Raw genomic sequence first — 12591 nt, 5'->3', positions numbered from 1 at the left:
GAAATCGACAATATAATTCCCGATCACTCGCTGCCGGTCGAAATCAATACCATGAAACCGCCCTTTATGAACCTGTTTCCAGAAAAGAATTTCCGATAAAATCCCGGCTTTCCTCAAAGCCTTTGCTCGAGGCGCCAGCCGACCGTTTACGGGTAATCTACCGATTACTCTTCTGTATACGGGAACTCCATGAATGTAGGTCAATGGCGTTGTTTCCATATGTTCTGTCCTTTTACGATTGTTCTGTCTTTTATCCTTTGCAGGGAGACCACCCCGGTCTTGCAGGCCACCCCTCCAGAGGAAGGGAGACCACCCCGGTCTTGCAGACCACCCCTCCAAAGGAGGGGAGTGTCCGTCAGTACGTCTGTCCGAAAAAGACGCGTCTTTTTCCGGAAAAACACGTGTGTTTTTTAAAAAAAGACACGTGTTTTCCGGAGGGCACACCTTACATCTTTTCGTATTTGAGGTTGGCGAGCATTTTCTTCAGGTCGACACCGGGTGTGAAAATGACTTTCGCGCTTTTGATGGCGTCGGCCGTCACTTCTTTTTCGGTCTCTTTCCCTTCGCTCGAGATGTTGATGCGCAGGCTGCCCAGCTCGCCCAGACGTACGGCCTGCCCGTCGGCCAGCGACGACTGCATGACGTCGACGAGCGCGTAAAGCACGGCCCGGATATCGGCACCGCTTACGGTACTCATCCGTTCAATGTCGCGCGTGAGCCCTGCCAGCGTTTTCTCGCCGGTCACATTGGCCGAGGCATAATACTTTTTCACTCCACCGCCCGCTACACCGGGCTGCCCTTTTTCGATTACTTTGAATTTGATTGCCATAAAAAATTGGTTTTAAATGAATAGATAAATGTTTCCGGTTATTGGTCGACGAAGCGGACGAACAACCATTTTTCTCCTTCGCGTTTGACTTCTACTTGCCGGCCTTTGCTGCGCCGTGCGCGGTCCCATAGCGCATCGTCGACGGGAAGCACGACTTCGGCCGTCTGTCCGTCGTCGAACAATACACTGATGTAGGTGTTCACCATCCCCGAAACAAGGGGCTGATAAACGTTCGTGACGGTGACCGTCTCCGTTTTGGAGCACGACAGGACTGCGAGACTGAATAGAAGCGCTATGGCCATCGCCCACAGGCTTCTGCTTCCCGTTGCTCTTTTTTGATCTGTTCTTTTCATCTTTTTTCTGATTTTAAACGATTTATATTCTTTGTTTGCATCTTCTGATTGCTTCGAGAATCTCTTGTTTGTTGATGCCCAGCTGTGCTTTCAGCTTATTCACTTTATTGTATTTCGTTATGATCACCATAATACAGACAAAGCTGAGGATAAACCAAAGGATGGTGCCGAGAAATCCTAACAGATAAGACAGGGGAAGGGGGGTTGTGAAGATAATTACAAGGTTGAACATGCCTTGTATATACGCATCGTTGTATGCGCTTTTCCATTTGGAAAACAGGGCGATATCGAGTTCTCGTCCGAAATCTTGCGGGGTAAGTTTTTCTATTGCACTCATACGATTTATTTGTTTATGTGTTTATTTGATTACCATCTGTATGGCACAGCCTTCATTGCCTATGGTGCCGTTTTTTTGAATACGCAGTTCGAGAGACTCGCATGTCTCTCCGGACGGACGACAAAACATCATCAGATTGTTGCCTTTTTCAAGTGCATCTTTCGCTTTTTCCACCTCTTCCTTAGAGAAGAAAACGACAAAAGCATAAGATGCTCCGCCACTCGTTACCGGCACCTGAAAATTCAGGGTCTTACCGCTGCCGGTGTTAGCCGTTTTCTCAACTAACGTCGATGCTGCTTCGTCGTAATAGAGGAAGTAAACATCTGCGTTCGGTATCTTTTTCTCTTCCTCCAGATAGGTAACCTTTACCTGCAACATTTCCTTTTGCGAAGGTGTATTCTTACTGTTTTCGGAGGATTGGCCGTAGAGGCCGACGGTTGCCGCAAATATAATCGGCAAGATCATCATCATTTTCATTTTTGATTTCATATCGATTTTTGTTTAGTGTGAAATAATTGTTAATGATTATTCAGCAGCCAGTAATCAGCGGTCAGCTTTCAGATACCACAAGTTGCACAAGTCTATGACAAGTTGCACTAATTTAATCGTCAATTGTTATTCTTTACTACTCTGACTACCCTGCTACTTTGCTACTTGACTACTTTGCTACTTTTTTCCTTTCCGCTCTTCCACCGGAGGCGGGGTATAGTTCAACATTTTTTGAGCTTCCTCATTCAAGCCTACTAAATTGCACTTCTTCACTTTCTCCCTCCCCTCGTCTTCATCTACCGCATGGAGTTTACAACGGGCGAGGAAGATGCCCATTCGGGGCGTCACTTCGACGTAATATCGTTTGCCTGCTTCGACGTCGACTGTCATTGTGTCGCGATTCTCGGCATAGGCTTTCAGGTGATACGACCCGGGCGGAAGCGCGCAGAGATAGAAATGCCGACCATAAAGGCTCGTTTGTTGTACCTGATCGAGGTCGATACGCATCCCGACCGCCCATCCTAACTGCGAGCTGCGATAGATGTAGAGCAACGCCTTGTCTTCTACCGGTTGGATACTCATTGCGCGGTTACTCACGTCGGACGGCAGGACTGCTCTGCTGGTTCCGCATGCGCTTAGCAGACCCAGTACACCGATTAATACGGTTACATACATTAATTTTTTCATGTTCTGTTTTTTTATGCGTTATTATGTTTCCTGATTATGTTTCTGCTTATGGTTTCTTTAAAATCTCTTCCGGGATGTTCTGCGGCGTGGTGATGTTTTTGAGCACAACATATACCGATTTTGTTCTGCCCATATCCAACTCAAATTTTACCTGCCCGAATATGCAGGCATTCGTAACGGTCAGGTCGCAGATTAAAGGTTGGTGGGTCTGTGTTATTTTGCCGTCGATGACATCGATGGAATCTTTTGTTTCGAATCCACCTTTAAAAACGAGGCTACTCACTTCTCTTTCCGAAGGGTTCATTTTCAGCTTTTCTGCCGATAATTTCAACTGAAGGACTTGCTTCAAATCGCGCGACAACGTCGTCTCCAGCGTTACGTTCTTCGCGTTCTCGAAAGGAACTTCGCCCGAATACGTCTGTTCGGAGAAGAACATCGGTGTGTAGGTTGCCGTAAACAGGTCGCCTGCCGCACGGGGTACAGGAGTAAGCATGCTTGGCTCTCCCTTCCTGTTTTCGACAAGGAAGAACAGCGGCGGAATAGCCGCCTCTTTCGATTCGGCGGGGGCGATGCCCTCGAAGCCGACGAGCAGGAACGGTGCTTCGATGCTGTCGAGCATAAGGTTGTAGCCGTATGATGCGGATTGTGTCGTGTTGCCCGCGGCCATATCGACCACCGGCAGAACTTTCACTTTGGCTGGCAACCGTACGTCCGGGTTCAGCGCGTCGGCGACGAACCAGCGTCCTGCCAGCATGTTTACATGTTCCTGACTGCTGTTTATCAACGGCGCCGAATAGGTAATCACCGGAGGAATGCCTTCCATGATTTCGAGCGAGACGGGGAGTTTATCGCCCTCCACCGTCAGTTCGGCATACGATTCGTACTTTTTCAGCACATCCTCCGCAGAGGGACCGCAACCGTAAAACAGAGATACTAAAAGTATCGCGGTCATCCATTTTGTTACTCGTTTCATATTTTTTTCTGTTTTATGCCTCCGTTGCCGGAGGCGGGTTAATACAAGTTTACTTCTGTCCTTCTTCGGGATAAGCCGTACAAGTGTAATGCTGTCCGTTGTTTTCGATGGAACAAACGGCTTTCTCCCGTGTCAATACGACTTCTAAATTTTCCTGTTGAAGGATACCGTTGGCGGATACATCGAAGGCTGTTGCAGTGTTCATGCTAAAACTTTTCGATCTGTCCAAAGCCCCTTCGCCTGCGCCAAGTTCCTGTTTCGCATTGAAAGAGAAAAATTCGATCCGCTTTTTCTTCCCATGTGTAACCAGCACAAAGGAGGTTTCGAGGGTTTGATTGCCTTTCGTTTCTTTTCCCGAGTAGCGAACTCGGACGTATTTTTCAAGCGGCTCCACAACGGTTCCGTTGAAATGAACCACCCCTCGTTCTTCTCCTATCGTTACATCCAGCAGACTGTCTTTCGCGTTTCTCACATAAACAGCATCGTAGATACAAGGGGCGATTTCGTTTCCGTTCTTATCAATCAATCCCCATTTTCCTCCTACAATTCTGTCATGGTCCGTTCTCTTTCCATCGATGTTCACACGTAACAAACCGGAATTCATATCCGACTTATCAAAGAAATCATACTTACATGCTACGACTTCCTTCCCTGTTTTCTCATTGACGATTCCCCACTTCCCGTTAATGCAGACAGCACACTGATTGTTGAAGTCCCAATCCGCCTTGAGAATATCGGTTATGCTATCGTATCGGTAAGGTATGGTAAGTGTCCCTTCGTAATCGATATAACCCCATTGGCCCGTTTCCGGGTCTTGCTGCCATGAAGCCTGCGTCTTGTTTTTTTGATTACAACCGACGCATATCGACATCAGTATCGCAATCACGCATACTGTAATTGTTCCGAGCGTTTTCTTCTTCATTTTGTATCTTGTTTTATGCCTCCGTCGCCGAAGGCGGATTATTGATTTGCAATCTCCCAATACAGTACAGGTCGTTTCTACTGTGCATCCCATTGCCATGGTGCCGTGTCGTCTGTACCGAACGGGAAGGCAATCATCTTTTTTTCCATGTTCTTGTCGGCTCCGTCGGGTAAACGCCACCACGATTCTTCCTGTGTATCGGCAAGAGCCACGGCACGCTTCGGCGACAAACTCTTAGGCTTTTGGAGTTCGCCATTCACATAGCGACGAATAGGCATCCCGTCGAAATAATAGAACTGAAAACTCGGATGTTCTACCCCCGTAAGTCCTAGGATTGCCGCAGGAAAAGGCGATGCCAAGGTAAACGGCTTGCCGTCGCCTCGTGCTTCCAACTCTCTGTTAAGGGCCACACAGTGATACACTATTGACGATTCTGAACGCAGAATCGAGACAAGCCCGTTGGCAGCACCGACTACGAATATCTTTACCGATCTGCCACCTTTATTATTAGCGGTGCCGAAAACGGAAGCGGTGGAATAGCAGAAGGCTATACTTTTCTTGGTCAGTGGAATCTTGCCCGGCGTGAAACCCACACCCACACCTCCACTGCCTACGCTGATGCCGAAACCTCCCTTGACACCTTTTCCGTTGCCGGCAGCGATGCCGGCTGCCTGTCCTTGCGCAACGCGGATGGCACCATCGGAATAGCAATGTGTAATATTACCGAAATTGACACCGGTTACACATCCTCCAAACTGCCCTTTCTCATAGACAAACAAGCGATTCGTCTTCGTTTTCGTTTTCGCGTCGCTCTTGATGTATTCGCAGGTCAAGTCGACAGATGAGACGCAACAAGTGATAAGGCCCATGTTCACACCGGCAAAAGCTCCGATATACAGAAAGTCGAGCTTGTCTGTATAAGTTAATTTGCCCGTTATGCGCAGATTCTTCACCACACCTTTTTCGCCTATCAGCCCGAACAGCCCGACGCACGCCGTGTTGTCCGTATCGATGGAAAAGCTGTTGATTGTTATCGTGTGGCCATTACCATTAAGCATTCCATCGAAGGGTGTCTCACCGTCATAGTCCATCCGTCCGATGGGCACCCAGTCGTCGAGCGTTAGATCGTTCATCAATATGTACGAACCGCTCAGAGTTTCCTTGTCCGTACCGATAGCGGCCAGCTCCTCAGCCGTGCGGATTTCCGTCTGCCCCATCGCCGAGCCGATAACGGCGGCGAAGAGGGCGGTCAGTAAAAATATCTTTTTCATAACCGTTTTTATTCTTGCGTTTTTTCTTTGTGTTCGATTTCCTTTTCCGCTGCAGCTAGATTGGCAACGGCATACACCAACAGCGACAGCAGCACGATAAGGGAGAGTTGGCTTATAAGATAATCGAGATAGCTGTGGGCTTCCATCATTCTCAAAGGTACCAGAAAAACGGGTGCCAGGATAACGCTGCAACCGCTTGCCGCCATCAGCACATAGTTTGCCAGCGGCAAACGCCCTTTTCTTGCCAGCAGCAATCCGCCGTAAAGGATAAAAGCAAGGAATAGCATAATATTCAATACAAATCTCATATTAATATGGAAATCGGTTATTACTGTAGTCCACCGGATTTCCAAGATGAGCAGGAGAACATACGCGGCAATTATCCATCCGCCCACCGTGCGGGAGTAGTCCCTCTTTTGCAGGAAGGCGATTCCCATGATGATGAAAGAGACGGAGACTAAAAAATTACCCAAAAGAGTCAACAGCATGTTGAGTTGATCGGTACCGGTGTACCACCGGTTACTGAATACATCGACAAGGTTCAGCAAACACATATAGATGCTGAAAACGGCGAATGCCGTCAGCCACATCAGTGCCTTTTGTCGCAAATCATATTTCGGGACATTCCCCGTTGTCCCGTCGGGAGGGCTGCCGTAGCGATTGTCGCCCGCGCTGCCGTCCAGGCACATCAATAAGATGAGCCAGATGCCGCCCGCAATAGGAACGAGACTGACGAGCATCCACCAGCCGCTACGCCCTGTGTCGTGCAGCCGCCGCACACCGACCGCCATGGCGGGAACCGTCGTCACGGCATAATAAATCGCTATCAGTTTGTACATGAATATCAGCCTGTCGCTGTCGTGATCGAAAGAATCGCCGAGCAGCCCCATCAGCAGTCCGGCGACAAACGCCCACGCCATTGCCAACAGCAGGTTGAACAATACAAACATCCAAAACTCTTGCCGGCTTGCCCGGCCGCTGAAATCGGCATACTGCCGAAACGCTTTAATAAACCATTTCATACCGCATTCTCATTTTTTTGTTAAAACTTATATCCTACCGAGACGGTGAAATTGATGTTATTCATCGTAAGGTCATCCCTGTTCTCGTGCAGGATATTGAGAAGCCCGATCTCACCGCCCATGCTGAAGCATAGTTTACGCCACCCGACTCCGAAACCGCCAAGGATTCCGAAGTCCGAATTTATCAGCAGTTTCTTGCTGAATGTATCCCATTCGCTACTGCCATCGTTAGCCTTTCCCGCCAATCCGTAAGCGTAATAGAAACCGATATGAAACGGAATCGTCCAATTTCCGAACTCGAATTGAGGGCCGATTATCAGAGGGAACTGCAGGTATGAAGCGTTCACCGTCGTATACCGGCTTTGGTCGATTTCAAATCCTTTGACGGTATATTCTGCACCGGTAAACAAATACCATTGCGGAGCGATGGATACATCGAGCGTTACCCCCGTATGAAAACCCGCGCTCGATTCGATGTTGTTGGCACGGGCATTTCCGGCCCGAGCATCTACCGTACTGAGGTTGACTCCTGCTTTCAGGCCGAAAGTTACTTTTTTCTTTTCCGATTGTGCGTGGACACACGTTGCCGCAAAAAGAGCGGCTAACACTAAGATGGTTTGAATCGTCTTCATTGTAATTTAATTTTAATTGTTTTTTAACATTCACTCCTTCGGATATTTAGATGTTTTTTAAAAAAAGCGTTCGGTTGTCAGCGATCAGATATCACAAGTCGTTTACAACTGCCACAAGGTTTAATTCGTATTCGGTTTTCAGCGATCAGCAGTCAGACACAGCGATCAGCAGTCAGCCAACAAGCACCTTAACACCTCAAACGACTTAACACCTCAACACCCGAAGGATTACTCTCTTTCTACTTTCTTCATTCACTTTTTGCCGTATCTCAAGAACCAATCTTGTATATCGGTTTTGGTACTTCGGCTCTCGTTTTCCGGCGAGATGAACATCATCGCTTGACTCGTTCCCATGCTCCGAATATTATTATCATTTTTCGGTACCATGACGTATACATGCCAATTTTTACGCGAGATTCTATCAAATTGGCTCCCTGTGATATACCCGTTACGCTTACGGTGTTGTCTTTGACTGAGGCCGTGGCAACTTCCGGATGATCGGATGTTACGGTGTATTTATCATTGCCCTCCGTAATGAGGAATGAGGCTGTGCCGCCTTTCTCCACGTCCAGCGTTTGCACCTCTGTCTTCAAATCTTTCGGAATGGGATCGTTGTCTTTACATCCCACAAGTGTTACTGCCAGCAACAGTACCCATAAGAATCCTGCTGCGCTCTGCGGCCATCTCTTTCCATTGTTTGTCATTGTCTTTTCCATATTCTTCATGTTTTTACGTCCTTGAGAGGAATATTCCCTCCCGCAAAACGTCGTTTCACTTTTCATTTCTCACTTTTCGTTTTTCACTTTTCACTTTCTCCCATCATTTCTTATTCTTACTGAAGCATTCATGCAATACATGCTTTTGTGTTACGTAAATTTTCATAAGTTTTAAATTTGTTCGCCAAAGTTATGGTCTAAAAATAGCCTGCAATACCCCACTTTTAGGAGTTTTCAGGAAAAAGTGTGAAAATATCCTACTTGTGGGGTGTTGTATTCGGGAAGGAGTGTGTACTTTTGTAACGAATAGCGGTAAATACGATTTTCCGGTGTTCCGATTTACCAGTAAAACCGACAACGATGCGACTAACGAAGATAGTTTTATACATTATACTATTATTGTGTGTTTCTTCTCCGGCGTTTTCCGCTCTGACTACGGAGCAACGCGAGCAGATGGCCGATTCGCTGTGGCATGTGCTGCATACTTCGGCGTTGACATCCAAGGAGCAGATCGATATCTATCGGCTGCTGTCGGATTGCTACGGTAGCTACGATACATACCGCACCATTTCTTGTCTGAAGAAAGGATTGGAGATTGCCGAAAGGGAAGAGATGATAAAGTACATTCCGCATTTTACCCGTTCGCTCGGAGTTTATTACAATATGCTGATGCGGTATGATACGGCCAAGACGTATCTCGACCAATCGCTCGCCTGTGCCATCAAGATGAAAGACCGCCGTGAAGAAGTACAAGCCTATCGTTGTATAGCCCATTGGTATTACCGTCAGAATCGCTATGTTGAAACACTGAATACTTGTATGGAGGTGCTCCGTTTAAGTGAAGCCATCCCTGATACTTCCAGCCAGTTCAATGCCTTGTCGAATATCGGCTCGCTCTATCGGGAATTAGGCAACTTTGACCGTGCGGAGTATTATCTGCGGAAGAACCTCGATCTGAGTAAAAAATATAACTTACCCGAAGATCGCATGGCTTACTATGAACTGGGGCTTATCTATATGGAGAGGGGTGAGCTCGATCTCGCTTTGGAGTACGAAATCAAAGCGAACGAATGGTTCAAATTGAGCTATAAAACATTCGAAATATATTGCGATCAAGCCATTGCCAAAATTTATACGTTGAAACGAGAGTACACTCAAGCCATAGAATATGCGGAAGAAAGTATCCGCTTGGCACGTGAATTCAGCGATACGCGCCTCGAAACCATAGGCATGCAGATACTTTCTACCATCTATCGGGAACAGAAACGATACGGCGAATGCGAGGCCATTGCTTTCAAAGCGTGGAAAAACGACTCTACGATGCTCGACTGTGGCCCCGAGTTAGCCTACAATCTGGCTTACGCCAACCTGCAATTAGGTAATCGCGAGAAGGCTTCTGTTTTTTTTAAGCGATACGCCGAGTTTGTAAGAGAATATAATGTGAAAGGATTCCATCAGACCATGGCAGATATGGAAATCAAGTACGAAACCGAGAAGAAACAGGCTCAGATCGAATCGCTTGAAACTGAAAAGAGATGGTATATCGTCCTGAGCGTTGCGGGGCTGTTGATGCTTTTGCTGGCTTTCGGATTGCTTCTCTCGCGTCATCGGCTCAACGTGCAGAAACACCGTTTTGCCGAACAGCAGATCAAGCAGTTGGAGCAGGAGAAGCAATTGGTAGCGACCCTCTCGGTGCTCGAAGGCGAGAATGCCGAACGTTCGCGTCTGTCGCAAGATCTGCACGACGGTCTGGGTGGAATGCTGTCGGTCATCAAGCTGAATCTGGGCAACATCCAACTGCCTCCCACGATGAGCGAGACCGATCGCAACCGGTTTACCAATGCAATGAGTATGCTCGATCAGTTTATCGTGGAGCTTCGGCGAGTGGCACACAACATGATGCCCGAATCGCTGATGCGTTACGGTATCAAAACGTCGCTCGAAGATTTTTGCCGCTCCATTCCCGAAGTAAACTTCCAGTTCTTCGGTGAAAATCCGCGTCTCGACAGTCGCCTTGAAGTGCTCATCTATCGTTGCGCTTACGAGCTGATCAACAATGCGGTGAAACATGCTTCCGCCACACGTATCGATGTGCAACTGACGGTCGATAAAAAACTGATCTCGCTGACCGTGCGCGACGACGGCACAGGCTTCGACCCGAAAACCGTACACTACGGCGCCGGATTTATCAACATGCGCAACCGCATCTCGGTCTACAACGGAAAAATAAATATCTACTCCGAACTCGACCAAGGCTCGGAGATAACCATTGAAATCGAATTGAAATGATACGCGTACACATTACAGACGACCACAGAATGCTTGTCGAGGGCTTGGAGACCGCCATCAACGAGTCCGGTGTCGCGCAGGTAACGGGTGTTTCGCATACGATTGCCGAAAGCCGCCGCGCTTGTGCCGCCGAACAACCCGACGTGCTGCTGCTCGACATCAACATGCCCGACGGAAACGGCATCGACTTCTGCGCCGAAATACATGTTGTCCGTCCTTCTATGAAGATTCTGATGCTTACGTCGTACAATGAATTTACGGTCGTCAACCGCGCCATTACGGCGGGTGCGTCGGGATACATTTTAAAGAACGCCCTCTCGGAAGAGGTGGTGCGCGGCATCGAGTCCGTTATGGCAGGCGAAACGTTTCTGAGCCACGAGATCGACCTGCTCATGAAAAAGCGCAGCAACCAGCCCGTATGGCTTACCGCCCGTGAGCAGGAGTTACTCCGGCTTATCGTAGACGGATATACGAATCAGGAAATTGCCGACAAGATGTTTCTGAGCATCGAAACGATTAAGACCTACCGCAAGAACCTGATCCAGAAACTGGGTGCGAAGAATTCGATGGTGCTCGTGAAAATAGCAGTGGAAGAAAAATGGGTCTGAATCAAAATAGAGAAGAAAGTGTGCTCACGAATGGAATTCCGATTCCGTTCCGAGCACACCGTCTTCTCTGTTATTTTTTATTGACTTAACGTACGATCTGTCCCGATGGGCTGATTTTTACTTTGATCTCCGAGTTACCTCTTTCCAATTCGAGCAGGTAATAGTTGCCGGCCGGCGTTTCCCAATACTCCGCATCGTCGATGCGATAGCCCGGATAAGAAGCGGAGGCAGCCTGCACAACGTTCTGCGGAAGCGAGGATACACGCACATCCGTCTGGGTGTAAAGCCACTTCTCCGATTGGTCGAAATACACGTCACGACGTACGTTTCCGTCTACGATCTCGACTTCGATCATTCCATTCTCACGGTCTACTTCCACGATCTTCGCTTTCGGATATTTTTGGGCGATGATCTTGTTTATACCGGTCGTCGGTTGCTGCGGGATATAGTGGATGTAATCATCGCTGTCATTCTGATCGTTGTCGGTGTCTACTACCGTCTTCACCAACACGCCCGTCGGCGAATAATACAGGTCCACTTCTTTGTTTCCCTTTTCCACTTCAATAACATACACGGTTTCCATGTTCAGACGTTCGATTTTGTCAACGTCTTCGATCTTCCATGTCGCGTATTCGCTTGCTTGGAATGCGCTCTTGACTGCTGCCGGAAGAGCATTGTACGGGATATCCGTTTCCGTCATCTGCCATTGGGCCTGCTGGTCGAACCATGCCACAGTCGATGTGTTGTTATTCTTAAAATCAGCCACCTTGTAAGCGCCTTGCGTCTTCCATTCTACGTTTTTGGCTGACGGATACTTGGCTGCTAAAACAGCTTCTACGTTGTCGGTTTGCGCCAAAGGATGGTCGTCGTTGTTACAACTCTGCATCATAAACATTCCGGCTGCTAAAGCAAATAAAATCTTTGTTTTCATCTTCTTTGTTATTTAAATGTTAAAACTAAACTGAAAAGCTTTGTGTTTCGGTTAATCCAGTCCGATGAAATTTCCTTTCAAATCGAACTTAAGTCCGAGGCCGTTGTTCAGTTTGACTTCATAGTCACGGCTATCCCGATCGATTTTCGTAATACTCTGTGATACGTGCTTCTTGGCGACGTAATCCAGAATGGCTTTCGGTACAATCGCATCAGGAACTTTTGTATTGCCGCAGTTGATTTCTTTCCATTCTCCATTCTTTTTGAACTCGATCTTACGGCCGTCTACAAACACGACTTCGTAATTTTTATCGAACAGTTCATTTTCCATTTTGGCATAGGAGACTTCTACATTCGTAAAGTGTTGTTGTATGAATTGCTGCGCTTTCTTAGGCAGCTCGTTCGTCTGTACCGGTTTGTCGTTTCCAGCGTATGCTAAAGCCGTTACTGCTACGAAGCATACGAATAAAATCATCTTTTTCATTTTCTATACTATTCTTTGTCGTTATAAATACGATGCAAAGATGAGGGGC

General features: G+C 47.5%; 16 protein-coding genes. 2 read left to right on the top strand and 14 right to left on the bottom strand.

What is annotated here, in order from left to right; genetic code table 11:
• The 12 genes from EII41_RS08585 to EII41_RS08530 form a co-directional block, all read right to left on the bottom strand.
• Positions 1-219, bottom strand: a 219-nt coding sequence (locus EII41_RS08585) for a DUF559 domain-containing protein (RefSeq protein WP_124790247.1), incomplete at its 3' end; no start/stop codon positions are given.
• A gap of 226 nt (positions 220-445) precedes the next feature.
• Positions 446-829: an HU family DNA-binding protein gene (locus EII41_RS08580; RefSeq protein WP_124752005.1), complete on the bottom strand. Its 384-nt coding sequence runs from the start codon at positions 827-829 to the stop codon at positions 446-448.
• Between the two features lie 38 nt (positions 830-867).
• Positions 868-1182: a hypothetical protein gene (locus EII41_RS08575; RefSeq protein ID WP_124752006.1), complete on the bottom strand. Its 315-nt coding sequence runs from the start codon at positions 1180-1182 to the stop codon at positions 868-870.
• A 22-nt stretch (positions 1183-1204) separates the two neighbouring features.
• Complete coding sequence (locus EII41_RS08570; protein ID WP_124752007.1) at positions 1205-1519, bottom strand: hypothetical protein; 315 nt, start codon at positions 1517-1519, stop codon at positions 1205-1207.
• A gap of 21 nt (positions 1520-1540) precedes the next feature.
• Entirely contained in the window at positions 1541-2008 is a 468-nt protein-coding gene (locus tag EII41_RS08565) for a hypothetical protein (protein WP_124790246.1), read from the bottom strand.
• A 177-nt stretch (positions 2009-2185) separates the two neighbouring features.
• Positions 2186-2695 (bottom strand): DUF2846 domain-containing protein, encoded by a 510-nt coding sequence (locus EII41_RS08560; protein WP_124752009.1) that lies wholly within the window; start codon positions 2693-2695, stop codon positions 2186-2188.
• A 46-nt stretch (positions 2696-2741) separates the two neighbouring features.
• Positions 2742-3668 carry a hypothetical protein gene (locus EII41_RS08555; RefSeq protein WP_124790245.1) on the bottom strand — a complete coding sequence of 309 codons (927 nt, stop codon included), beginning with the start codon at positions 3666-3668 and terminating at the stop codon, positions 2742-2744.
• A gap of 49 nt (positions 3669-3717) precedes the next feature.
• Positions 3718-4590 carry a WG repeat-containing protein gene (locus EII41_RS08550; protein ID WP_185711527.1) on the bottom strand — a complete coding sequence of 291 codons (873 nt, stop codon included), beginning with the start codon at positions 4588-4590 and terminating at the stop codon, positions 3718-3720.
• A 77-nt stretch (positions 4591-4667) separates the two neighbouring features.
• Positions 4668-5861, bottom strand: a complete 1194-nt coding sequence (locus EII41_RS08545; RefSeq protein ID WP_124790243.1) for a hypothetical protein — start codon at positions 5859-5861, stop codon at positions 4668-4670.
• 8 nt (positions 5862-5869) lie between these two features.
• On the bottom strand, positions 5870-6883 hold the full coding sequence (locus EII41_RS08540) for a DUF805 domain-containing protein (protein WP_124752013.1): 1014 nt from the start codon (positions 6881-6883) through the stop codon (positions 5870-5872).
• A 20-nt stretch (positions 6884-6903) separates the two neighbouring features.
• Entirely contained in the window at positions 6904-7515 is a 612-nt protein-coding gene (locus EII41_RS08535) for a porin family protein (protein ID WP_124752014.1), read from the bottom strand.
• A gap of 332 nt (positions 7516-7847) precedes the next feature.
• On the bottom strand, positions 7848-8231 hold the full coding sequence (locus EII41_RS08530) for a hypothetical protein (RefSeq protein ID WP_124790242.1): 384 nt from the start codon (positions 8229-8231) through the stop codon (positions 7848-7850).
• A gap of 453 nt (positions 8232-8684) precedes the next feature.
• Here EII41_RS08530 and EII41_RS08525 point away from each other — a divergent pair, with 453 nt between their 5' ends.
• The gene (locus EII41_RS08525) at positions 8685-10520 is read left to right on the top strand and encodes a tetratricopeptide repeat protein (protein WP_185711872.1); all 1836 of its coding nucleotides are present in this window, start codon (positions 8685-8687) and stop codon (positions 10518-10520) included.
• Positions 10517-11128: a response regulator gene (locus tag EII41_RS08520; RefSeq protein ID WP_124790240.1), complete on the top strand. Its 612-nt coding sequence runs from the start codon at positions 10517-10519 to the stop codon at positions 11126-11128. The genes EII41_RS08525 and EII41_RS08520 overlap by 4 nt, the downstream gene beginning before the upstream one ends.
• A gap of 85 nt (positions 11129-11213) precedes the next feature.
• On the opposite strand, the gene EII41_RS08515 is transcribed toward EII41_RS08520, so the two are convergent.
• Entirely contained in the window at positions 11214-12059 is an 846-nt protein-coding gene (locus tag EII41_RS08515; protein ID WP_124752018.1) for a PepSY-like domain-containing protein, read from the bottom strand.
• A gap of 51 nt (positions 12060-12110) precedes the next feature.
• Positions 12111-12542: a PepSY-like domain-containing protein gene (locus tag EII41_RS08510; protein WP_124790239.1), complete on the bottom strand. Its 432-nt coding sequence runs from the start codon at positions 12540-12542 to the stop codon at positions 12111-12113.
• Between the last annotated feature and the right edge of the window lie 49 nt (positions 12543-12591).

Origin of the sequence: Tannerella forsythia (assembly GCF_003860135.1) — a bacterium.
Lineage (GTDB): Bacteria > Bacteroidota > Bacteroidia > Bacteroidales > Tannerellaceae > Tannerella > Tannerella forsythia_A.
This window is presented reverse-complemented; position numbering and strand designations above follow the sequence as displayed.

Bases quoted from the DNA above. Each gene is read 5' to 3' on its own strand.
- EII41_RS08580 (WP_124752005.1), bottom strand. From the start codon at position 829: ATGGCAATCAAATTCAAAGTAATCGAAAAAGGGCAGCCCGGTGTAGCG.
- EII41_RS08575 (WP_124752006.1), bottom strand. From the start codon at position 1,182: ATGAAAAGAACAGATCAAAAAAGAGCAACGGGAAGCAGAAGCCTGTGG.
- EII41_RS08570 (WP_124752007.1), bottom strand. From the start codon at position 1,519: ATGAGTGCAATAGAAAAACTTACCCCGCAAGATTTCGGACGAGAACTC.
- EII41_RS08565 (WP_124790246.1), bottom strand. From the start codon at position 2,008: ATGAAATCAAAAATGAAAATGATGATGATCTTGCCGATTATATTTGCG.
- EII41_RS08560 (WP_124752009.1), bottom strand. From the start codon at position 2,695: ATGAAAAAATTAATGTATGTAACCGTATTAATCGGTGTACTGGGTCTG.
- EII41_RS08555 (WP_124790245.1), bottom strand. From the start codon at position 3,668: ATGAAACGAGTAACAAAATGGATGACCGCGATACTTTTAGTATCTCTG.
- EII41_RS08550 (WP_185711527.1), bottom strand. From the start codon at position 4,590: ATGAAGAAGAAAACGCTCGGAACAATTACAGTATGCGTGATTGCGATA.
- EII41_RS08545 (WP_124790243.1), bottom strand. From the start codon at position 5,861: ATGAAAAAGATATTTTTACTGACCGCCCTCTTCGCCGCCGTTATCGGC.
- EII41_RS08540 (WP_124752013.1), bottom strand. From the start codon at position 6,883: ATGAAATGGTTTATTAAAGCGTTTCGGCAGTATGCCGATTTCAGCGGC.
- EII41_RS08535 (WP_124752014.1), bottom strand. From the start codon at position 7,515: ATGAAGACGATTCAAACCATCTTAGTGTTAGCCGCTCTTTTTGCGGCA.
- EII41_RS08530 (WP_124790242.1), bottom strand. From the start codon at position 8,231: ATGGAAAAGACAATGACAAACAATGGAAAGAGATGGCCGCAGAGCGCA.
- EII41_RS08525 (WP_185711872.1), top strand. From the start codon at position 8,685: ATGGCCGATTCGCTGTGGCATGTGCTGCATACTTCGGCGTTGACATCC.
- EII41_RS08520 (WP_124790240.1), top strand. From the start codon at position 10,517: ATGATACGCGTACACATTACAGACGACCACAGAATGCTTGTCGAGGGC.
- EII41_RS08515 (WP_124752018.1), bottom strand. From the start codon at position 12,059: ATGAAAACAAAGATTTTATTTGCTTTAGCAGCCGGAATGTTTATGATG.
- EII41_RS08510 (WP_124790239.1), bottom strand. From the start codon at position 12,542: ATGAAAAAGATGATTTTATTCGTATGCTTCGTAGCAGTAACGGCTTTA.